This is a genomic window from Streptococcus sp. 10824 (assembly GCF_013276595.1).
Classification (GTDB): Bacteria; Bacillota; Bacilli; order Lactobacillales; family Streptococcaceae; genus Streptococcus; species Streptococcus pseudopneumoniae.
Genome location: NZ_VMLH01000024.1, coordinates 1 through 23,454, shown reverse-complemented (window position 1 = coordinate 23,454; position 23,454 = coordinate 1). Strand labels below are relative to the sequence as shown.

Below are 23,454 nucleotides of genomic sequence, written 5' to 3'. Positions count from 1 at the left end.
AAGTTTTGATTGTGCAATAGTGCTAGGAGAAAAAATGATTGAACTGAAATTAGTAGATGAGAGCAGTTTTCAGGCAGTGCTGGATTTGAAAATATCTGAAGCTGATGAACAAGCACGTTTCGTGTCTCCAAATGTACGCTCTTTAGCGGACGCATGGCTCTACCGAGAGAATGGGGATGTGTTTCCAATGGCAATCTATTGGAATAAGCTTGTAGTTGGTTTTCTCCTGTTGGAGATAGATAAGGATGAAGCGGAATACTTTATCTGGAGGATAATGATTGGCCAGCAGTACCAAGGAAGAGGTTATGGACGAAAAGCCGTGGAAGTTCTGATCAAAAAGGCTCAGATGGATAGCGCTTGCAATCATATTATCGCAGATTATGTGGTTGGAAATGAAAAAATGAAGCACCTGTTGACTAGTTTGGGTTTTCAGGAAACAGGATTTATAGAAGAAAATAATGAAGTTGTTATGCGCTTGGACCTAAAGAAAGAGGAATAGAATGACGAAAAAAGCTTTAATCAGCGTCTCAGACAAAGCGGGCATTGTTGAATTTGCCCAAGAACTAAAAAAACTTGGTTGGGATATCATCTCAACAGGTGGTACCAAGGTTGCCCTTGATAATGCTGGGGTGAAGACCATTGCCATCGATGATGTGACTGGTTTTCCAGAAATGATGGATGGTCGTGTGAAGACCCTCCACCCAAATATCCACGGAGGGCTTCTCGCTCGTCGTGACTTGGATAGCCACTTGGAAGCGGCTAAGGACAACAAGATTGAGCTCATTGACCTTGTGGTGGTCAATCTCTATCCATTCAAGGAAACCATTCTCAAACCAGACGTGACGTACGCTGATGCAGTTGAAAACATCGATATCGGCGGGCCTTCTATGCTTCGTTCAGCGGCTAAAAACCACGCTAGCGTAACGGTTGTGGTAGACCCTTCTGACTATGCAGTGGTTTTGGACGAGTTGTCAGCCAATGGTGAAACGACTTACGAAACGCGTCAACGTTTGGCAGCCAAGGTTTTCCGTCACACAGCAGCTTATGATGCCTTGATTGCAGAGTATTTTACAACTCAAGTGGGTGAAAGTAAGCCTGAAAAGTTGACTTTGACCTATGTTCTCAAACAAGCTATGCGTTACGGTGAGAACCCTCAACAAGACGCGGATTTCTACCAAAAAGCTTTGCCAACAGACTACTCAATTGCATCAGCCAAACAGCTCAACGGTAAGGAATTATCCTTTAACAATATCCGTGATGCGGATGCTGCCATTCGTATCATTCGTGATTTCAAAGATCGTCCAACCGTTGTGGCTCTCAAACATATGAATCCATGTGGAATTGGTCAAGCTGACGACATCGAGACTGCTTGGGACTATGCTTATGAGTCTGACCCAGTCTCAATTTTCGGTGGAATCGTCGTTCTCAACCGTGAGTTGGATGTTGCGACAGCTGAGAAGATGCATGGTGTTTTCCTTGAAATCATCATCGCACCAAGTTATACGGATGAAGCGCTAGCTATTTTGACTAATAAAAAGAAAAACTTGCGTATCCTTGCCTTGCCATTTGATGCTCAAGAGGCTAGCGAAGTGGAAGCAGAATACACAGGTGTTGTCGGTGGACTTCTGGTACAAAACCAAGACGTGGTCAAAGAAAGCCCAGCTGACTGGCAAGTGGTGACCAAACGCCAGCCAACTGAGACAGAAGCGACTGCTCTTGAGTTTGCTTGGAAAGCTATCAAGTACGTCAAATCAAACGGTATCATCGTAACCAATGACCACATGACACTTGGTGTCGGTCCGGGTCAAACTAACCGTGTGGCTTCTGTTCGCATCGCTATTGATCAAGCTAAAGACCGTCTTGACGGCGCTGTTCTTGCTTCGGATGCCTTCTTCCCATTTGCGGATAATGTGGAAGAAATCGCCAAAGCAGGGATCAGGGCTATCATCCAGCCGGGTGGATCCGTCCGTGACCAAGAGTCTATCGAAGCTGCTGACAAATATGGCTTGACAATGGTCTTTACAGGTGTGAGACATTTTAGACATTAAGAACGTTAAAGGGAAGAAAACAGTTTCTTTCCTTTTTTGCGTAAAAATGCGGATTGAAATAAGATTAAAACGAACGTTTGTGGTATAATATTATTAAATAATTCGCAAAAGAGGTTGAGGGATGAAGCTGTTAGTTGTCGGTTCGGGTGGTCGTGAACATGCGATTGCTAAGAAGTTGCTTGAGTCAAAAGACGTTGAAAAAGTATTTGTGGCTCCTGGGAATGATGGGATGACTCTGGATGGTCTGGAATTAGTAAATATCTCTATTTCCGAACATTCTGAATTGATTGAGTTTGTAAAAGCCAACGATATTGCTTGGACCTTTATCGGTCCAGATGACGCCCTTGCGGCTGGTATCGTGGATGATTTCAATGCGGCAGGACTCAAAGCTTTTGGTCCGACTAAGGCTACGGCTGAACTTGAGTGGTCTAAGGATTTTGCTAAGGAAATCATGGTCAAATACGGCGTTCCGACAGCAACCTATGGCACATTCTCAGATTTCGAGGAAGCCAAGGCCTATATAGAAAAGCAGGGTGCGCCCATCGTAGTCAAGGCGGATGGCTTGGCGCTTGGGAAGGGTGTTGTCGTTGCGGAGACGGTTGAGCAAGCAGTCGAAGCAGCTCACGAGATGCTTTTGGACAATAAATTTGGTGACTCAGGTGCGCGTGTGGTTATTGAGGAATTCCTCGACGGAGAGGAATTTTCACTTTTTGCCTTTGTCAATAGAGACAAGTTCTACATCATGCCAACAGCTCAGGACCACAAACGTGCATACGATGGCGACAAGGGACCTAACACTGGTGGGATGGGGGCCTATGCGCCAGTTCCACACTTACCACAGAGTGTAGTTGATACAGCGGTTGAGACTATTGTCAAGCCAATCCTTGAAGGGATGATCAAAGAAGGCCGTCCGTATCTTGGCATCCTCTATGCAGGGCTTATCCTGACAGCAGAAGGTCCTAAAGTCATCGAGTTCAATGCTCGCTTTGGAGATCCTGAAACACAGATTATCTTGCCTCGTTTGACATCTGACTTTGCACAAAATATTACAGATATTCTGGATAGCAAGGAGCCAAACATCACCTGGACGGATAAGGGTGTGACTCTGGGTGTGGTTGTCGCATCAAACGGCTACCCGCTAGACTATGAAAAAGGTGTCAAGTTGCCAGCCAAAACCGATGGCGACATTATCACCTATTATGCAGGGGCTAAGTTTGCAGAAAATAGCAGAGCACTGCTATCAAATGGCGGACGTGTCTATATGCTCGTTACCACAGCAGACACTGTAAAGGATGCCCAAAACACCATCTACAGCCAACTCGCCCAACAAAAAATAGAAGGACTCTTCTACCGAACAGATATCGGAAGCAAGGCAATTAAGTAAAGATATAAGAATAACGCGCCGTAGTCGCCAAACACGATAATGGTCGTCGTGGTGAAAAGACCAGAACAGTGAATGTTCTGGTCAGGGGGAAACTTTGAGACCTTAGGCTCAAAGTTTAGGAATGAAACCGAAGGTTTGCTTCCGTCCCCACCACCTAAGACCATTATCAAAAAAGAAGAAAAAAGGAAAAATTATGACTAAACCAATTATTTCCATCATCATGGGCTCAAAATCCGACTGGGCAACCATGCAAAAAACAGCAGAAGTCCTAGACCGCTTCGGTGTAGCCTACGAGAAGAAGGTTGTCTCTGCCCACCGCACACCAGACCTCATGTTCAGACATGCCGAAGAAGCTCGTAGCCGTGGCATCAAGGTCATTATCGCAGGTGCAGGTGGCGCAGCCCACTTGCCAGGAATGGTAGCTGCCAAAACAACCCTTCCAGTCATTGGCGTGCCAGTCAAATCTCGTGCCCTTAGTGGCGTGGATTCACTCTATTCTATCGTTCAGATGCCGGGTGGGGTGCCTGTTGCGACAATGGCTATCGGTGAAGCTGGTGCGACAAATGCGGCTCTCTTCGCCCTCCGTCTTCTTTCAGTAGAGGATCAAGCTATCGCGACGGCTTTGGCAGATTTTGCAGAAGAACAAGGAAAAATCGCAGAGGAGTCGTCAAATGAGCTCATCTAAAACAATCGGAATTATCGGTGGCGGTCAACTGGGTCAGATGATGGCCATTTCTGCTATCTACATGGGCCACAAGGTTATCGCGCTAGATCCTGCGGCGGATTGCCCGGCTTCTCGCGTGGCGGAAATCATTGTGGCACCTTATAACGATGTGGACGCCCTCCGTCAGTTGGCAGACCGTTGCGATGTCCTCACTTACGAGTTTGAAAATGTCGACGCTGACGGTTTGGATGCCGTTATCAAGGATGGACAACTCCCTCAAGGAACAGATCTGCTCCGCATTTCGCAAAATCGTATTTTTGAAAAGGACTTTTTGTCAAACAAGGCTCAAGTCACTGTGGCACCCTACAAGGTCGTGACTTCTAGCCTAGACTTGGCAGATATCGACTTGTCGAAAAACTATGTCCTCAAGACTGCGACTGGTGGCTACGATGGTCATGGACAAAAGGTTATTCGTTCAGAAGCAGACTTGGAAGCAGCCTATGCGCTAGCAGACTCAGCAGACTGCGTCTTGGAAGAATTTATCAACTTTGACCTTGAGATTTCTGTCATCGTGTCAGGAAATGGCAAGGAGGTGACGTTTTTCCCAGTTCAGGAAAATATCCACCGCAACAATATCCTGTCTAAGACCATCGTACCAGCCCGCATTTCTGAAAGTCTAGCAGACAAGGCTAAAGCTATGGCAGTGCGAATCGCAGAACAACTCAACTTGTCTGGAACTCTCTGTGTGGAAATGTTTGCGACAGCTGATGACATCATTGTCAATGAGATTGCTCCACGACCACACAACTCAGGCCATTACTCTATTGAAGCCTGTGATTTCTCTCAGTTTGACACCCATATTCTCGGTGTTCTCGGAGCACCATTGCCAGCCATAAAACTACATGCGCCTGCCGTCATGCTTAACGTTCTCGGCCAGCATGTTGAGGTCGCTAAAAAATATGTCACAGAAAATCCAAGCGCCCATCTCCACATGTATGGTAAAATAGAAGCAAAGCATAATCGTAAGATGGGACATGTGACTTTGTTTAGTGATGTACCGGATAGTGTGGAAGAGTTTGGGGAAGGGATTGATTTTTAGGACAAGTTCATGATACAAATTATCGTTAATACATTTATTGAAAAGGATAAGACTGGAGCAGTTGTCGAAGTCTTGTATGCCAGTGCTGACCAAGATAAGGTACAAGCTAAATATGAAGAACTAGCTGCACAATACCCCGAAAATTATTTAGCTATCTATGATGTACCGCTGGATACGGATTTGAATATACTAGATCATTACCCGTCTGTGTTTATTGGAAAAGAGGAGTTTGAGTAGAAATCTTGCTTTACCTAGATAGCTTATTCCCAACAGCTTAAGAAGAAAGGAAAAATGAACAACATGATCAACCGTTACTCTCGCCCTGAGATGGCGAATATTTGGAGTGAAGAAAATAAATACCGTGCTTGGCTTGAGGTGGAAATCTTGGCTGATGAGGCGTGGGCTGAGTTAGGGGAAATCCCTAAGGAAGATGTGGCTTTGATTCGTGAGAAGGCGGACTTTGACATCGACCGTATTTTGGAAATTGAGCAGGAGACGCGCCACGATGTGGTGGCTTTCACGCGTGCGGTTTCTGAGACTCTTGGTGAAGAGCGCAAGTGGGTTCACTATGGCTTGACTTCTACTGACGTGGTGGACACGGCCTATGGTTACCTCTACAAGCAGGCCAACGACATCATCCGTCGTGACCTTGAAAACTTCACTAATATCATCGCTGACAAGGCCAAGGAGCACAAGTTCACCATCATGATGGGGCGTACTCATGGTGTGCACGCTGAGCCGACAACTTTTGGTCTTAAATTGGCAACTTGGTATAGCGAAATGAAACGCAATATCGAGCGTTTTGAGCATGCGGCTGCTGGTGTGGAAGCTGGTAAGATTTCTGGTGCGGTTGGGAACTTTGCCAACATCCCACCATTTGTAGAGGAATACGTCTGCGACAAGCTTGGTATCCGTGCCCAAGAAATCTCTACACAAGTCCTTCCTCGTGACCTTCACGCTGAGTACTTTGCGGTTCTTGCCAGCATTGCGACTTCAATCGAACGTATGGCGACTGAGATTCGTGGTTTGCAAAAATCTGAACAACGCGAAGTGGAAGAATTCTTTGCTAAGGGACAAAAAGGGTCTTCAGCAATGCCTCACAAACGCAACCCAATCGGTTCTGAAAACATGACTGGTCTGGCGCGTGTCATTCGTGGTCACATGATTACGGCTTATGAAAACGTCGCTCTCTGGCACGAACGCGATATTTCTCACTCATCAGCTGAGCGTATCATCACACCAGATACGACCATTTTGATTGACTACATGCTCAACCGTTTTGGAAATATCGTCAAGAACTTGACAGTCTTCCCAGAAAATATGATCCGAAACATGAACTCGACTTTTGGTCTTATCTTTAGCCAACGGGCTATGTTGACATTGATTGAAAAAGGCATGACCCGTGAGCAAGCCTATGACTTGGTGCAACCAAAAACAGCCTACTCTTGGGACAACCAAGTAGACTTTAAACCACTTCTTGAAGCAGATCCAGAAGTGACATCACGCCTCACTCAAGAAGAAATCGACGAAATTTTCAACCCAGTTTATTACACCAAACGAGTGGATGATATTTTTGAACGTCTAGGACTAGGTGATTAATTAAAAAATAAACAGCGAGCTTCAATCTCGCTGTTTATTTTTTATCGAAAAGACTTAGTCTTCTTTTCTTTTAGTGAGTCCATAGGCTGCTAGTGTGGCCATGAGTCCTGCGACTACTAGTCCTGCAGAATCGTGAGTTCCTGTTTCAGGAAGTTTTTTCTCTATTACCACAGGAGCTGGATCTTGAGGAAGAGCTTTGCTTTCTTCAGCAGGAGCAGTTGATGGAGCTGGTTGGCTTAGGATTTCTAGTTTTGGTTTTTCTTCAGCAATAGCGGCTTGTCCGTTTTCATCGCCTACATGTGTTACCATAGTTCCGACTTCGACTATTTGAGTAACGGCTTCCTGTGCTACGACACTATTTACGAGTGTTTTCACTTCCTTACCATCGGCAGAAGTGCTCACAGAGTAGAAGTTGCTACGATGTCCATTGACACCCTTAGTAATGACTTGTGTTTTTCCTTTGAGTAAGAGTGGATTTTCACGAGTCACTGTGGTAAATGGAATTTCTTCTTCTTGGATATCCAGTCTAGGTTTTACCTCAGTAGTTGGTGCAAGACCACTTTCATCACCCTTGTGAGTTACAGGAGCGCCAACTTCAACCACTTGGTTTATAACTTCTTTGGTTACCTGGCTATCAAGGACTGTTTCTGTTGTTTTTCCATTTTCAGTGAGTACAGAGATGTAATGAGTTCGTTCACCTTTGACTCCTGCTGTGATAATATTTTCCTGACCAGCTGGGAGGTTAGGATTTTCTTTCTTGATAACTTCAAATGGAATTTCTTCAGTTCTTGTGATGAGTTCTGGTCTGGTTTCAACATTGGCAGCCACTTCATTTTCATCTAGGCTTCCTGAATGAGTTGCAGCTGGTTTGAGGCCTTGAAGAGCGGCTTTTAGGTTGGCTACAAGTGTGTCAAGCTCAGCTTGTTTATTACGGTTGAGGTTGTAATTTAGAGCTGTTTTAGCTGCGTCAAGGGCCTCAAGACTTTCTTTACTATATCCTTCTAAGTTTGTAGGAATTTTAGCTAATTCTTCGCGGAGAGCATTATAATTAGCACGGAAGTAGTCTTTGTTGTGGTCTGCAAAGGCAGTCATGAGTTCAAAGATTTCCTCTTCCTTGTACTCAGCGCTTGGTCTATCTGCCCAGATTGAAAGCATACTTCCGACTGTTGGAAGATCTACTTCAGGATATTTGGTAGAAGCTAGTTGATTGAATGGAACTTTACCAGAATTTTCAACTGCTTTTGAAAGAGGGTAAGCTTCATCTTGTTTGTGATTGCCTATAACATAATACCAGTCACCGTTGGTATTCAAGAATTTATAGCCTTTGCTTGCTAGGTATTGAGGTGATGCGAGGTTATATCCCCACCAGCCTTTAGACCAGTAAGAAATCAAGACATCTTTGTCAAACTGAACATCGTCCTTGTCTTCATAGTAGAAGCCATCGTTGAAGGCCATTGGTTGAAGCCCTCTTTCTTTGGCCATAGCTGCGAGGGTGTTGGCATATTCGGCAAATTTGCCATAGAGTTGATACCACTTGAGGTAGTACCAGCCTTGGGCACTAGTCGCATCGTTGGCGTATTCGTCAGTACCAAAGTTGAAAATCTTTGTTTTACCTGCAAAGAAGTCCATGTATTTACCGATGAGGGCTTTTACAAAGTTCATCGCTTCTTCGTTTTTCAAGTCCATAGTTGTTTTTGAAACTTTATCAAAGTGGGCTTGAGGATTTTTAATACCTAATTTTTCCATGGCAACCAGCATAGCATCCATGTGACCTGGACTGTTAATAGCTGGGATGAGACCAATGTCCTTAGATTTAGCGTATTCAATTAGCTCTGTCACTTCTGCCTGTGTTAGTGCAGTACCGTTTGGATCGTCGTAGTAAGCTTTAGTTCCTTCGATAATAGCTTTTTTAACGTCATCACTAGCATAGGTTTTTCCGTTGGCAGTAATGGTCATATCATTGAGTAGAAAGCGAAGTCCGTCATTTCCTAGAAGGAGATGGACATCAGAATATCCGAGCTCACTGGCCTTGTCTACGATGCGTTTGAGCTGGTCCAGAGTAAAGTATTTGCGTCCAGCATCGATGGAAATGACTTTATTCTTATTCAGTTTTTCAAGTTCGCGTTTAGCATCTTCTTCTTTTTGAGCTTCTGGTGTAAAGACTAAGTTTTTAATAGCTTCTTGAAGGTTAACAATTGCTTGGTTAATGGTATCTTGTTGAGCACGACTGAGATTGCTATCGAGTGAACGGATTGCTTTTTCAGCCTCTTTGACAGCAGCAAAACTTTCAGCAGTATAGCGGTTAAAGTCTTTTGGAATAGTTTCTAGTGCTTTTTCTGCAGGTTGATAGTTGGCTGCGAAGTATTCAGCGTTGGCATTTGCAAAATGACGCATGAGTTTGAAGAGGCGAGATGGAGAATAACGTGCAGATGGGGTATCGGCCCAAGCAGCTACCATACCACCGATGATTGGGACATCAGCTCCTTCTGTTTTTGGTACAGAAGTGATTGGTGTGTTTTTAATACCATTGAGCCCCTGATCGAGATTGTACCAACCTTGGTCATCAGCGTTTCGTCCAAGAACGTAGTACCAAGCATCATTGGTATTAAGGATTTGGTGACCTTTTTCAGCTAGTAGTTTAGAAGAAGCAACGTCGTAGCCCCCCCAACCACCAGTCCACATAGAAACGATGATGTCTTTGTCAAAACTACCAAAGCTTGTGTCTCCATTGTAGTAGATACCGTCGTTAAAGGCCATTGGTTTGAGACCGTTAGATTTTACAATACGAGCGAGATCATTAGCGTAAGAGATGAATTTTTCATATCCTTTTTCAGGGTAACCTTCATTTGGATAATATTTATCAGCTTGAAGCACACTCCAACCTTTAGCATCTGTCGCATCATTAGCATATTCATCTAGTCCAATATTGAAAATTTCAGATTTGTTAGAGAAGTAGTTAGCGTATTTGTCAATCAGAGTTTTTGTGAAATCGACTGCTTGTTTATTATTTAAGTCAACAGTTCGTTCCGATTTTTTACCAAAATAATCAAAGTTAGGATTCTCAATGCCAAGTTCTTTCATAGCATGGAGCATAGCATCCATATGTCCAGGACTATTGACAGTTGGAATTACTCCAATTCCTTTATCTTTGGCATAATTAATCAAATCTGTCATCTGACTTTCAGTGAGATGGTTACCATTTGGATCATCGTAATAGGCATTTGTTCCATTTTCAATGGCGCGTTTGACATCATCATTAGAGTAGGTTTTATCGCCCACTTTCATAGACATATCATCCAACATGAAACGGAGGCCATCGTTACCTACCAAGAGATGAAGATCTGTGTAACCATATTCTTTAGCTTTGTCGATAATTTCTTTGAGTTGCTCAGGTGAGAAATATTTACGTCCGGCATCAATTGAAACGATTTTTCGTTTAGCTAATTTTTCATTTTCAGTTGTAGCACGTTCCTTTCCTGCCTCTGTTGCTGGTTTGTCAGCCTCAGCTTTCGTTTCATCTTTTTTAGCTGATTTTTCCTTGTCAGCTTCTGACTTATCAGTCTTGTCTGTATCCGACTCTTTAGAATTAGCCTCTTTCTGCTCTTCCTTTTTAGGGCTAGCTTCTTCTGCCTTTTTATTAGCAGTTTCTTTTTCAGCAGAAGTTGGAGTTACCACTTCTGCTTTATCACTAGGAATTGAACTAACTTCCTCTTGTGGTTTTTCTTCTGTTTTTGGAAGACTAGCTACCTTATCAGTAGCTGGAGTTTCTGTTTCTACAGTTTTTGGAGTTTCTGGTTGAAGCTCTGCTTTAGGTGTTTCCTCAGTCCGATTTTCGGATGGTTGAGGGGAATCAGAAACCGTATGGATGGTCGGTTGGTTTTCTGTAGTAGTAGGAGTAACTCCATCGGCTGCAACAGTCTGTGCTTGGAAGGCAAATCCAATTAGAACAGAAGCTGCTCCTACAGCGTATTTACGAATAGAAAAACGCTGTTGTTTTTCATGTTTCATTGCAAAACCTCCTGATTGCATTGTTATATTGATAGCGATTATATAAATCAACGCCTTTATTTTATTTCTTATATTAACGAGAGTCAAGAGGAGATGACAAAAAACTATAATAAGTATAAAAAAATATAAAATTTAAGCTTAAGATTTCAGATTGGTCAGAAAAAATATGTATATATATCTAGTATAATTTTTGGTTCTATTTCTATAAAATATTCCACAAATTATAGAATCTTCCAAAAATAGGTAAGCGCTACCTTTTTGGTGTGGTATAATAAGCATAGAAAAAGCCCGAGCGATTAGGCTCAGGCTTTCTTCTTAGTGATCACGGTCACATGAGATGAATTTAATCTTGTAGTAATCAGATCGTTTGTAAGTTTCACTGTATTCTAAAACTTGGCCAGTTGATTCGAGTTTGGTGATTTTAGTTTGTAGGACAGTAGGGAATTGTTCATCGACTCCGAGGACTGAAGCCGCATGTTCTGGAGTTGGAAAGACTATTTCGTTGATTTCTTCAAAGTGTTCATCATTCATGTGAATGTGGTAGTCTAACTTGAAACGATTATAGATAGAACTATAGTATTCAAGGTTTGGATAATTTGCGTTGATATATTGTTCTGGGATGTAGGATGTATGGTAGATATAAACGACACCGTTTGATTCGCGGATACGTTCAATCTTGTAGTAGAATTGATCGCCACGTAGACCCAATTTTTCCAAGTAAACGAGCTTGTTTCCGCGTTCAATTGAAAGAACAGTTACCTTATCATCTTTAGCATTAAAGAGTTCAATATCTGAAAACTCTACAAGCTTGTGTTTGCGTGCACGTGAAACGAAGGTTCCTTTTCCTTGTTGGCGGACAATATAGCCATCTTTAGCAAGGTCGTTTAAGGCGCGGACAACTGTGATAGAGCTGACATCGTACATTGAAATGAGCTCTGCTTCAGTGTAAAATTTATCTCCACTGCTAAACTGCCCAGAGATGATTTTATTTTTTAATTCGTCTTTTATGTATTGATATTTGGGAATTGCCATATTTTTACCTCTATTTTCCTTCTCCATAGAAAATTTTACCATAAAAGCGAAAAAAATAGTAGTCTTTTGAATAAAAAATTAGATAACAGATTAAAAAATTAAGTTACATAGGCATTGTACGTATTTTATAAATGTATTTTGTGCAAAATTATTTTAGGTTCTCTATTCCGAATTTAAAGAGCGTTTGAAATGGGTCTGAAAATGTTTGAAATTAATTGAACGTGTGTATAATAGTAAAATTGCAGTAAATATCCCTACAATTTCTATTGACAATTCAAACAGATTGGTTTATAATGACTATAACAACAAATGAAAGAGCAAACTTTCGCAGTCAGAAGGTAGTTTTATGACACGATTTGAGATACGGGATGATTTTTATCTCGATGGAAAATCATTTAAGATTTTATCTGGCGCCATTCATTATTTTAGGGTTCCTCCAGAAGATTGGTATCATTCGCTCTATAACTTGAAGGCTCTTGGTTTTAATACAGTAGAGACTTATGTGGCCTGGAATTTACACGAGCCTCGTGAGGGTGAGTTTCACTTTGAAGGAGCTCTGGATTTGGAGCGATTTCTTCAGACAGCACAGGATTTGGGTCTCTACGCTATCGTTCGTCCGTCACCCTTCATCTGTGCGGAGTGGGAATTCGGTGGCTTACCAGCTTGGCTTTTAACCAAAGATATGAGGCTTCGTTCCTCAGATCCTGCTTATATTGAAGCTGTCGGTCGCTACTATGACCAGCTCTTGTCACGGTTGGTACCACATTTGTTGGACAATGGTGGCAATATACTTATGATGCAGGTTGAAAATGAGTATGGTTCTTATGGCGAAGATAAGGCTTACCTAAGAGCAATTCGACAGTTGATGGAAGAACGTGGCGTAACCTGTCCCCTCTTTACATCAGATGGTCCCTGGAGAGCTACTCTGAAAGCTGGAACCTTAATCGAAGATGACCTCTTTGTGACAGGGAACTTTGGTTCTAAGGCACCTTATAACTTTTCACAGATGCAGGAATTCTTTGATGAACATGGTAAGAAATGGCCACTCATGTGTATGGAGTTCTGGGATGGCTGGTTCAATCGTTGGAAAGAACCGATTATCACACGGGATCCAAAAGAGTTGGCAGATGCAGTTCGAGAGGTTTTGGAACAAGGCTCCATCAATCTCTACATGTTCCATGGTGGTACAAACTTTGGCTTCATGAATGGTTGCTCAGCTCGAGGAACCTTGGACCTGCCACAAGTTACATCTTATGATTACGATGCCCTTCTGGATGAAGAAGGAAATCCAACTGCCAAATATCTGGCGGTCAAGAAGATGATGGCAACACATTTTCCAGAGTATCCGCAGTTGGAACCACTCTACAAAGAGAGTATGGAGTTGGATTCTATTCCACTAGTTGAAAAAGTTTCCTTGTTTGAAACCTTGGATAGCTTGTCAAGTCCGATAGAAAGTCTCTATCCTAAAAAGATGGAGGAGTTGGGACAAAGCTATGGTTACCTACTCTATCGAACAGAAACAAACTGGGATGCAGAAGAAGAAAGACTTCGTATCATTGATGGTCGAGATAGGGCCCAGCTGTATGTCGATGGTCAGTGGGTTAAAACCCAATATCAGACAGAGATTGGGGAAGATATTTTTTATCAAGGTGAAAAGAAAGCGCTATCTAGAATAGATATCTTGGTAGAAAATATGGGGCGTGTCAACTATGGACATAAGTTCTTAGCAGATACGCAACGTAAGGGAATTCGGACAGGGGTTTGTAAGGATTTGCACTTCTTACTAAACTGGAAACACTATCCACTCCCACTAGATAATCCTGAGAAAATTGATTTTTCAAAAGGATGGGCAGAAGGACAACCAGCCTTTTACGCTTTCGACTTTACTGTCGAAGCGCCAAAAGATACTTACCTAGACTTATCTGAGTTTGGTAAGGGAGTTGCCTTTGTCAATGGGCAGAACCTAGGACGTTTTTGGAACGTCGGCCCTACTCTCTCGCTTTATATTCCTCATAGCTTCCTCAAGGAAGGTGCCAACCGCATCATTATCTTTGAAACAGAAGGTCAATATAAAGAAGAGATTTATTTAACTCGTAAACCTACACTAAAACACATAAAGGGGGAAAACTTATGACAATTGTAGGATGCCGTATCGATGGACGTTTGATCCACGGACAAGTAGCCAACCTTTGGGCTGGAAAACTAAATGTTTCACGTATTATGGTTGTAGATGACGAAGTTGTCAACAACGACGTTGAAAAGAGTGGTTTGAAACTTGCGACACCACCAGGTGTGAAGCTCAGTATCTTGCCAGTTGAGAAAGCAGCAGCCAATATTCTTGCTGGTAAATACGATAGCCAACGTCTCTTTATCGTGGCTCGTAAACCAGACCGCTTCCTTGGTTTGGTAGAAGCAGGTGTACCACTTGAAACCCTTAATGTTGGGAATATGTCTCAAACACCAGAAACTCGCTCCATCACACGTTCTATCAACGTAGTAGACAAGGATGTGGAAGATTTCCACAAACTGGCAGAAAAAGGTGTTAAACTTACTGCTCAAATGGTTCCAAATGATCCAATTTCAGACTTTTTGAGCTTATTAAAATAGGAAAAAAATTTTTAGGAGGTCATTGTTATGATACAATGGTGGCAAATTTTACTTCTCACTTTGTACTCAGCTTATCAAATATGTGATGAGTTGACGATCGTTTCATCTGCAGGTTCCCCTGTATTTGCTGGTTTCATTACTGGTTTAATCATGGGAGATGTGACTACTGGTTTGCTTATCGGTGGTAACTTGCAACTGTTCGTTCTTGGGGTTGGTACCTTCGGTGGTGCTTCTCGTATCGACGCAACTTCTGGTGCGGTTCTTGCGACAGCCTTCTCTGTTTCACAAGGAATTGATGCACCGCTTGCAATTACTACAATCGCTGTACCAGTAGCATCTCTCTTGACTTACTTCGACGTTCTTGGACGTATGACTACTACCTTCTTCGCTCACCGTGTGGATGCTGCAATTGAACGCTTTGACTATAAAGGTATTGAACGCAACTACCTACTTGGTGCGATTCCTTGGGCTTTATCTCGTGCCCTTCCAGTCTTCTTTGCCCTTGCTTTTGGTGGTGAATTTGTACAACACGTAGTAGACTTCGTTACAAAATACCAATGGGTTGCAGATGGTTTGACGCTTGCAGGACGTATGCTTCCAGGTCTTGGATTTGCAATCTTGCTTCGTTACCTTCCAGTTAAACGTAACCTTCACTACCTTGCTATGGGATTTGGTTTGACAGCTATGTTGACTGTTCTTTACTCATATGTAACAGGTCTTGGTGGCGCTGTTGCTGGTATCGTAGGTACTCTTCCCGCTGAAGTTGCTGAAAAAATTGGTTTCGTGAACAACTTCAAAGGTTTGTCTATGATTGGTATCTCTATCGTAGGTATCTTCCTTGCAGTGCTTCACTTCAAAAATAGCCAAAAAGTAGCTGTAGTAGCACCTTCTACACCATCAGAAAGTGGGGAAATCGAAGATGACGAATTCTAATTACAAACTAACAAAAGAAGATTTTAATCAAATCAACAAACGTAGCTTGTTTACTTTCCAATTAGGTTGGAACTACGAACGTATGCAAGCTTCTGGTTACCTTTACATGATCTTGCCTCAATTGCGTAAAATGTATGGTGATGGAACTCCTGAATTGAAAGAAATGATGAAAGTTCATACTCAATTCTTCAATACTTCACCATTCTTCCATACCATTATCGCTGGTTTTGACCTTGCCATGGAAGAAAAAGATGGTGTGGGTTCAAAAGACGCCGTTAACGGTATCAAGACAGGTTTGATGGGACCATTCGCTCCTCTTGGGGATACAATCTTTGGTTCACTTGTACCTGCTATCATGGGGTCAGTCGCAGCAACTATGGCTATCGCTGGCCAACCTTGGGGTATCTTCCTTTGGATTGCAGTTGCAGTTGCTTATGACATCTTCCGTTGGAAACAGTTGGAATTTGCCTACAAAGAAGGGGTTAACCTTATCAACAACATGCAAAGTACCTTGACAGCTTTGATTGACGCTGCATCTGTACTTGGTGTCTTCATGATGGGTGCTCTTGTAGCAACAGTGATTAACTTTGAAATTTCTTACAAGTTGCCAATCGGTGAAAAGATGATTGATTTCCAAGACATCTTGAACCAAATCTTTCCACGTTTGCTTCCAGCAATCTTTACTGCCTTTATCTTCTGGTTGCTTGGTAAGAAAGGTATGAACTCTACTAAAGCTATCGGTATTATTATCGTACTTGCTTTGGCTCTTTCTGCCCTTGGTCACTTTGCATTTGGAATGTAATTCCTTATGACCAAATCATTAATTTTGGTGAGTCATGGTCGCTTCTGTGAGGAGCTTAAAGGTAGCACAGAAATGATTATGGGCCCACAAGACAACATTTACACAGTAGCTCTTCTTCCAGAAGATGGCCCAGAAGACTTTACTGCAAAATTCGAAGCTGCTATTGAAGGAGTGGATGATTTCCTAGTCTTTGCGGATCTTCTCGGTGGGACACCTTGTAACGTGGTCAGTCGTTTGATCATGGAAGGTCGTGACATCGAACTTTATGCAGGGATGAATCTTCCAATGGTGATTGAATTTATCAATGCGAGCCTGACAGGCGCAGATGCGGACTATAAGAACCGTGCTGCAGAAAGCATTGTGAAAGTTAATGATCTGTTAGCAGGCTTCGATGATGACGAAGATGAATAAGATGTGACAACGTGAACATCGTCAGAACAACTTATATAGAATATACATGGGAATGGGGCTTACTCCCATTCCCATATTTGATAGAAAAAGAGGAACTCAATGCTACATTATACAAAAGAAGACTTGATTGAATTGGGTGCAGAAATCACGACACGTGAAATCTACCAACAGCCTGATGTATGGAAAGAAGCTTTTGAATCTTATCAAGAAAAACGTGAAGAAATTGCAGCCTTTCTACAAGGGATTGCGGATAAACATGATTATATTAAGGTTATCTTGACAGGTGCTGGGACTTCTGCTTATGTGGGAGATACCTTGCTACCATACTTTAAGGAAGTCTATGACGAACGCAAATGGAATTTCAATGCTATTGCGACAACAGATATCGTTGCCAATCCAGAAACTTATTTGAAAAAAGATGTGGTAACTGTCCTTGTATCTTTCGCTCGTAGTGGAAATTCACCTGAAAGTGTGGCAACTGTTGATTTGGCAAAAGCCTTGGTGGATGAGCTTTATCAAGTGACGATTACTTGTGCAGCAGATGGTAAATTGGCTCTTCAAGCCCACGGCGATGACCGCAATCTCTTGCTTTTGCAACCAACTGCTTCTAATGACGCTGGATTTGCCATGACTTCTAGCTTTACGTCTATGATGTTAACAGCTCTCTTGGTCTTTGACCCTGCAGAATTTGCTGTGAAAGCTGAACGTTTTGAAGTTGTATCTAGTCTTGCCCGTAAAATTCTAGACAATGCAGAAGATGTCAAAGAACTTGTTGACCTAGACTTTAACCGTGTCATCTATCTAGGTGCTGGTCCTTTCTTTGGACTTGCTCATGAAGCTCAGCTCAAGATTTTGGAATTGACAGCTGGCCAAGTGGCGACTATGTATGAAAGCCCAGTTGGCTTCCGTCACGGTCCAAAATCTCTTATCAACGAAAATACAGTTGTTTTGGTCTTTGGTACAACGACAGACTACACTCGTAAGTACGACTTGGACTTGGTTCGTGAAGTTGCTGGTGACCAGATTGCTCGTCGTGTTGTGCTTTTGAGTGATCAAGCTTTTGGTCTTGAAAATGTCAAAGAAGTGGTCCTTGGTTGTGGCGGTGTCTTGAATGATATTTACCGTGTCTTCCCTTACATCGTTTATGCCCAACTCTTTGCTCTATTGACTTCACTCAAGGTAGAAAATAAACCAGATACACCGTCTCCTACAGGTACCGTAAACCGTGTGGTACAAGGTGTTATCATCCACGAATATCAAAAGTAAGACAGTGTTTATGAATTCTTGACAAGAGGATTTGTAAATTATCAGATAAACCATAGATTGTCAGTAGGCTTTCTATGGTTTGTTTGCTTGAGAGAAATAGTAAAAGGAGAACAGAATGAAAGCATACACAGAGCGTGTGTTTGGAAATGTTGAGGGCAAGGATGTCTTGGCCTATCGTTTTGAGACGGACGGTGGCTACCAGCTTGAAGTCATGACTTATGGTGCGACTATCTTGCGTTATGTCACACCTGATAAGGCTGGAAATTTTGCCAACGTTATTTTGGGATTTGATGACTTTGATAGCTATGTAGGTAATAGCCCCAAGCATGGAGCTAGCGTAGGTCCTGTGGCAGGTCGTATTGCTGGCGCGACCTTTGAGCTTAATGGCAAGACCTATGACCTTGAAGTCAACAATGCTAGCAACTGTAACCACAGTGGTTCAACTAGTTGGGATTCGAGTTTGTTTGAATTGGTTGAAGTGAGCGACCATGGCTTGACCCTCTACACAGAGCGTACAGATGGGACAGGAGGATTTCCTGGTAATCTCAAGATTTGGATTAGCTACAACTTGGAAGAAACTGGTGCCTATGAAATCAGCTACAAGGTAATGACCGATCAGGATACGCTGGTCAATCCAACCAACCACAGCTATTTCAACTTGTCTGGTGATTTCACGCAGACGATTGACCGTCATGTCTTCCAACTAAATACAGAGGGTATTTACCCAATCGCTCCCGATGGTGTTCCTGCCAAAACTCCAGAAGCCAACCGTGATGTGGTCAAACACATCTACAATGGTGCCTTGTTGAAGGATATCTTTGCAGAAGAAGATGAGCAAATCCAGCTGGCATCAGGTTTGGATCACCCATTTGCCCTTCCTGTAGGCCATGACAATGCTGGTTTCCTTTATGACCAAAACTCAGGTCGCTTCCTGCTTTTCAAGACAGAAACTCCTTGCTTTGTGGTCTACACAGCAAACTTTGTGGATGAGAGTGTACTTGTGGCTGGTCAGCCAATGGTGCAGCACAATGGGATTGCCCTTGAAGCGCAAGCTTTACCAGATGCCATTCACAGCGACCTCAAAGACCAAGTCATTCTTAAAGCTGGTCAAACCTTCACCAGTAAGACACGTTATGAACTTGTTGTGAAATAAAAAAGCTGGTCAAAAAGTCTTTAAAATTAAAATAACGCATATTGTCAGGTGATGAAAAGTTTGATAATATGCGTTTTATTATGAAATGATTTACTTTATATTATCCTGAAATGGTGTTATTTTTGAGTTATCTGGCTTGACTTTCTTGATGGAAATTATACAATAGTTGTAATAATTACAACGAGAAAAGAGGACCATTTATGACCTATGAATACAAGAGTCACATTTATTTGGCAGAGACAGTTTTAAATGTAAAGGATTTGGCCAGTCAAACAGCCTTTTATCAGCAAGTTATTGGTTTAGAAATCTTATCTCAAACTGAGACAGAGTCCATTCTAGGCCTTGGTGGAAAAGTCTTGGTACAGCTGATTCAAGCACAAGAGAGCGGAGAAGTGAGGGAACATTATGGTCTTTACCATTTGGCCATTCTCTTGCCCACACGCAAGGCTTTGGCTGATGTCTTGAAACACCTGACAGATTTACAGATTCCTCTTGTCGGCGGTGCAGACCATGGTTACAGTGAAGCTATTTACTTGGAAGATTTGGAGGGAAATGGCATTGAACTCTATCGAGATAAGCCAGTTTCCACATGGGATATTCGAGAAGATGGATGCATTATCGGAGTGACGGAGGCTCTTGCGGCGCAGGACATTTATGAGTTGGGGGAAAGAGTAGAGCCCTTTATCTTGACAGAAGGTACGAGAATGGGGCATATTCATCTTTCCGTCAAGGATAGTCGAAAGTCCAGCCAGTTTTATCAAAAGGTGTTAGGGCTAGAGGATAAATTCAGTGTGCCTAGCGCTAGTTGGATTGCGGCTGGAGATTACCATCATCATTTAGCAGTTAACGAATGGGGAGGAAAAGGTCTGGATTCGCGTAAGCAAGGCTTACCAGGTTTAGCCTACTATGTCATCGAAGTCGCACATAAAGAAGAACTGTTAACGATTGCCCAACGAGCACAAGAAGTTGACGCACCAATCAAATGGATGACATCGAGCCAATTGGAAATCACAGACTCAGATGGAATTGTGACTCGTATTTGCTTAGCTCGATAGACAGGATGTGATGAAAATCAGAGCATCAATTGTAGAAAGTGGTTTTTATTCTAGTATTAGCTTTTCCTCAGTTCATCAGCTTCCTCCTTGACACTTTGTCAGTTTTTGGTACAATAGTACAAAATTAGAGGAGGTGGGTTATGATTCAGAAACATGCGATTCCCATTTTAGAGTTTGATGATAATCCTCAGGCGGTTATCATGCCCAATCACGAGGGGTTGGATTTACAGTTGCCAAAGAAGTGTGTCTATGCTTTCTTAGGTGAGGAGATTGACCGCTATGCGAGGGAAGTAGGAGCCAACTGTGTCGGCGAATTTGTTTCTGCCACCAAGACCTATCCAGTCTATGTCATCAACTACAAGGGTGAGGAGGTCTGTCTGGCTCAGGCTCCTGTCGGTTCAGCTCCAGCATCCCAGTTTATGGATTGGTTGATTGGCTATGGTGTGGAGCAGATTATTTCCACAGGTACCTGTGGTGTGCTAGCCGATATAGAGGAAAATGCCTTTCTAGTCCCTGTTCGTGCTCTACGAGATGAAGGAGCTAGTTATCACTATGTGGGACCTTCCCGTTATATGGAAATTCAGCCAGAGGCTATTGCTGCCATTGAGCAAGTTTTGGAAGTCAGAGGGATTCCCTATGAAGAAGTCATGACCTGGACGACAGACGGTTTTTACCGAGAAACGGCTGAAAAGGTGGCTTATCGTAAGGAAGAGGGCTGTGCTGTTGTGGAGATGGAGTGTTCTGCGCTTGTGGCAGTAGCCCAACTGCGTGGGGTTCTCTGGGGAGAATTGTTGTTCACAGCTGATTCCTTAGCAGACTTGGACCAGTACGATAGTCGTGACTGGGGATCGGAAGCTTTTGAGAAGGCGTTAGAACTGAGTTTAGCAAGTGTTGTGCAACTTTAGTCGCTTTTCTCGGCAGTTTCTTATCTTAGTGAAGGAGAACTTTAAAAGCTTGATTGATGATTATTTTTTGCCGAATAAAATAGGAAGTCGGTAGTTTTTAGACGTTTCTAGAAATGGACGAGTTTGGATAACCTCTTTTTTAGGATAAGCGTACGCGATGTTTTGTCCATTCCTATTTGAGATATTTCTTCTGTTTTATGGTACAATGGAAACATGTTATTCAAATTATCTAAGGAAAAAATAGAGCTAGGCTTATCTCGTTTATCGCCAGCCCGTCGTATTTTTTTGAGTTTTGCCTTGGTCATTTTACTAGGCTCTCTTCTTTTGAGCTTGCCCTTTGTCCAAGTTGAAAGCTCACGAGCGACTTATTTTGATCATCTTTTCACTGCTGTCTCTGCAGTCTGTGTGACAGGTCTTTCAACCCTTCCAGTAGCTCACACATATAATATCTGGGGTCAAATAATCTGTTTGCTTTTGATTCAGATCGGTGGTCTAGGGCTCATGACCTTTATTGGGGTTTTCTATATCCAGAGCAAGCAAAAGCTTAGTCTTCGTAGCCGTGCAACTATTCAGGATAGTTTTAGTTATGGAGAAACTCGATCTTTGAGAAAGTTTGTCCATTCTATTTTTCTCACAACTTTTCTAGTTGAGGGTTTGGGAGCTCTATTCCTCAGTTTTCGTTTTGTTCCACAACTTGGCTGGGGGCGCGGTCTTTTTAGTTCCATTTTTCTAGCTATATCCGCCTTCTGTAATGCAGGTTTTGATAATTTGGGGAGCACCAGTTTATTTGCTTTTCAGACCGATTTACTGGTCAATCTGGTGATTGCAGGCTTAATTATTACAGGTGGTTTTGGCTTTATGGTCTGGTTTGATTTGGCTGGTCATGTAGGAAGAAAGAAAAAAGGGCGCCTGCACTTTCATACGAAGCTTGTACTATTATTGACTCTAGGTTTGTTGTTATTTGGAACGGCAACTACTCTCTTTCTTGAGTGGAACAATGCTGGAACGATTGGCAATCTCCCTGTTGCCGATAAGGTTTTAGTTAGCTTTTTTCAAACAGTGACGATGCGAACAGCAGGCTTTTCTACGATAGATTATACTCAGGCTCATCCTGTGACTCTTTTGATTTATATCTTACAGATGTTTCTAGGTGGGGCACCTGGGGGAACGGCTGGGGGGCTCAAGATTACGACATTTTTTGTCCTCTTGGTCTTTGCTCGAAGTGAGCTTTTGGGCTTGCCTCATGCCAATGTTGCGAGACGAACGATTGCGCCGCGAACGGTTCAAAAATCCTTTAGTGTCTTTATTATCTTTTTGATGAGCTTCTTGGTAGGATTGATCCTGCTAGGGATGACAGCCAAAGGCAATCCTCCCTTTATCCACCTCATATTTGAAACCATTTCAGCTCTTAGTACAGTTGGTGTAACGGCAAATTTGACTTCTGATCTTGGGAAATTGGCTCTCAGTGTTATCATGCCACTTATGTTTATGGGACGAATTGGTCCCTTGACCTTGTTTGTTAGCTTGGCAGATTACCATCCAGAAAAGAAAGATATGATTCACTATATGAAAGCAGATATTAGTATTGGTTAAGAAAGGAAAGAGAATGTCAGATCGTACGATTGGAATTTTAGGATTGGGAATTTTTGGGAGCAGTGTCCTAGCTGCCCTAGCCAAGCAGGATATGAATATTATCGCTATTGATGACCACGCAGAGCGCATCAATCAGTTTGAGCCAGTTTTGGCGCGTGGAGTGATTGGTGACATCACAGATGAAGAATTATTGAGATCAGCAGGGATTGATACCTGCGATACCGTTGTCGTCGCGACAGGTGGAAATCTGGAGTCGAGTGTGCTTGCGGTTATGCACTGTAAGAGTTTGGGGGTACCGACTGTTATTGCTAAGGTCAAAAGTCAGACTGCTAAGAAAGTGCTAGAAAAGATTGGAGCTGACTCGGTTGTCTCGCCAGAGTATGAAATGGGGCAGTCTCTAGCACATACCATTCTTTTCCATAATAGTGTTGGTGTCTTTCAGTTGGATAAAAATGTCTCTATTGTGGAGATGAAAATTCCTCAGTCTTGGGCAGGTCAAAGTCTGAGTAAATTAGACCTCCGTGACAAATATAATCTGAATATTTTGGGCTTCCGAGAGCAGGAAAATTCCCCATTGGATGTTGAATTTGGACCAGATGACCTCTTGAAGGCAGATACCTATATTTTGGCGGTCATCAACAACCAGTATTTGGATACCCTAGCAGCATTGAATTTGTAAAAGAGGGAGCTTCCCTCTTTTTTGATGCTTAAGATGGTAAATAGAGACAGAAGCCTTGTATTCTAGTAAAAGTTCTTCAAAGGCTGGACTTTATGGTAGAATAGAAAGCAGTGACAAGAGAGAGTAATACTCTTCGAAAGTCAAATTTAAACCACGTCAACGTCACCTTGCCGTAGGTATAGGTAACTGACTTCGTTAGTTCTATCTGCAACCTCA

At 42.6% G+C, this 23,454-nt stretch carries 20 protein-coding genes; 18 read left to right on the top strand and 2 right to left on the bottom strand.

Going from position 1 to position 23,454, the window contains the following annotated elements; all coding sequences use genetic code 11:
* The first annotated feature begins 34 nt into the window (after positions 1-34).
* The 7 genes from HT701_RS02750 (at position 35) to purB (ending at position 6,794) form a co-directional block, all read left to right on the top strand.
* On the top strand, positions 35-499 hold the full coding sequence (locus HT701_RS02750; protein WP_119919943.1) for a GNAT family N-acetyltransferase: 465 nt from the start codon (positions 35-37) through the stop codon (positions 497-499).
* A 1-nt stretch (position 500) separates the two neighbouring features.
* Positions 501-2,048 (top strand): bifunctional phosphoribosylaminoimidazolecarboxamide formyltransferase/IMP cyclohydrolase, encoded by a 1,548-nt coding sequence (gene purH, locus HT701_RS02745; RefSeq protein ID WP_119919944.1) that lies wholly within the window; start codon positions 501-503, stop codon positions 2,046-2,048.
* 121 nt (positions 2,049-2,169) lie between these two features.
* Complete coding sequence (gene purD, locus HT701_RS02740; protein WP_172931202.1) at positions 2,170-3,432, top strand: phosphoribosylamine--glycine ligase; 1,263 nt, start codon at positions 2,170-2,172, stop codon at positions 3,430-3,432.
* Positions 3,433-3,625: 193 nt separating this feature from the next.
* Positions 3,626-4,117, top strand: a complete 492-nt coding sequence (purE, locus tag HT701_RS02735; protein ID WP_172931201.1) for a 5-(carboxyamino)imidazole ribonucleotide mutase — start codon at positions 3,626-3,628, stop codon at positions 4,115-4,117.
* Entirely contained in the window at positions 4,104-5,195 is a 1,092-nt protein-coding gene (purK, locus tag HT701_RS02730) for a 5-(carboxyamino)imidazole ribonucleotide synthase (RefSeq protein WP_166731937.1), read from the top strand. The genes purE and purK overlap by 14 nt, the downstream gene beginning before the upstream one ends.
* Positions 5,196-5,204: 9 nt before the next feature.
* Complete coding sequence (locus tag HT701_RS02725) at positions 5,205-5,432, top strand: hypothetical protein (protein ID WP_023935448.1); 228 nt, start codon at positions 5,205-5,207, stop codon at positions 5,430-5,432.
* 63 nt (positions 5,433-5,495) lie between these two features.
* Entirely contained in the window at positions 5,496-6,794 is a 1,299-nt protein-coding gene (gene purB, locus HT701_RS02720) for an adenylosuccinate lyase (RefSeq protein ID WP_119919947.1), read from the top strand.
* 54 nt (positions 6,795-6,848) lie between these two features.
* On the opposite strand, the gene strH is transcribed toward purB, so the two are convergent.
* A complete protein-coding gene (strH, locus tag HT701_RS02715; protein WP_172931200.1) occupies positions 6,849-10,802 on the bottom strand; it encodes an LPXTG-anchored beta-N-acetylhexosaminidase StrH in 3,954 nt (1,317 codons plus the stop codon).
* A 315-nt stretch (positions 10,803-11,117) separates the two neighbouring features.
* Positions 11,118-11,834 carry a GntR family transcriptional regulator gene (locus tag HT701_RS02710; protein WP_001007202.1) on the bottom strand — a complete coding sequence of 239 codons (717 nt, stop codon included), beginning with the start codon at positions 11,832-11,834 and terminating at the stop codon, positions 11,118-11,120.
* Between the two features lie 346 nt (positions 11,835-12,180).
* On the opposite strand from HT701_RS02710, the gene HT701_RS02705 reads away from it, so the two are divergent.
* The 11 genes from HT701_RS02705 (at position 12,181) to HT701_RS02655 (ending at position 23,238) form a co-directional block, all read left to right on the top strand.
* A complete protein-coding gene (locus HT701_RS02705; RefSeq protein ID WP_172931199.1) occupies positions 12,181-13,968 on the top strand; it encodes a beta-galactosidase in 1,788 nt (595 codons plus the stop codon).
* Positions 13,965-14,441, top strand: a complete 477-nt coding sequence (locus HT701_RS02700; RefSeq protein WP_050975943.1) for a PTS system mannose/fructose/N-acetylgalactosamine-transporter subunit IIB — start codon at positions 13,965-13,967, stop codon at positions 14,439-14,441. The genes HT701_RS02705 and HT701_RS02700 overlap by 4 nt, the downstream gene beginning before the upstream one ends.
* Positions 14,442-14,468: 27 nt before the next feature.
* Entirely contained in the window at positions 14,469-15,374 is a 906-nt protein-coding gene (locus HT701_RS02695; protein ID WP_172931198.1) for a PTS mannose/fructose/sorbose/N-acetylgalactosamine transporter subunit IIC, read from the top strand.
* A complete protein-coding gene (locus tag HT701_RS02690; RefSeq protein ID WP_000185297.1) occupies positions 15,361-16,176 on the top strand; it encodes a PTS system mannose/fructose/sorbose family transporter subunit IID in 816 nt (271 codons plus the stop codon). The genes HT701_RS02695 and HT701_RS02690 overlap by 14 nt, the downstream gene beginning before the upstream one ends.
* 6 nt (positions 16,177-16,182) lie before the next feature.
* Positions 16,183-16,587, top strand: a complete 405-nt coding sequence (locus tag HT701_RS02685) for a PTS sugar transporter subunit IIA (RefSeq protein WP_172931197.1) — start codon at positions 16,183-16,185, stop codon at positions 16,585-16,587.
* 99 nt (positions 16,588-16,686) lie between these two features.
* Positions 16,687-17,853 (top strand): SIS domain-containing protein, encoded by a 1,167-nt coding sequence (locus HT701_RS02680; protein ID WP_172931196.1) that lies wholly within the window; start codon positions 16,687-16,689, stop codon positions 17,851-17,853.
* 115 nt (positions 17,854-17,968) lie between these two features.
* Entirely contained in the window at positions 17,969-19,006 is a 1,038-nt protein-coding gene (locus tag HT701_RS02675; RefSeq protein ID WP_172931195.1) for an aldose epimerase family protein, read from the top strand.
* A 200-nt stretch (positions 19,007-19,206) separates the two neighbouring features.
* Positions 19,207-20,061 (top strand): VOC family protein, encoded by an 855-nt coding sequence (locus HT701_RS02670; protein WP_172931194.1) that lies wholly within the window; start codon positions 19,207-19,209, stop codon positions 20,059-20,061.
* A gap of 140 nt (positions 20,062-20,201) precedes the next feature.
* Entirely contained in the window at positions 20,202-20,966 is a 765-nt protein-coding gene (locus tag HT701_RS02665; protein ID WP_119919950.1) for a nucleoside phosphorylase, read from the top strand.
* A gap of 213 nt (positions 20,967-21,179) precedes the next feature.
* On the top strand, positions 21,180-22,559 hold the full coding sequence (locus tag HT701_RS02660) for a TrkH family potassium uptake protein (protein ID WP_000897723.1): 1,380 nt from the start codon (positions 21,180-21,182) through the stop codon (positions 22,557-22,559).
* Positions 22,560-22,572: 13 nt separating this feature from the next.
* Positions 22,573-23,238, top strand: coding sequence for a TrkA family potassium uptake protein (locus HT701_RS02655; protein WP_001283900.1), 666 nt, complete (start codon positions 22,573-22,575; stop codon positions 23,236-23,238).
* The last annotated feature ends 216 nt before the right edge of the window (positions 23,239-23,454 follow it).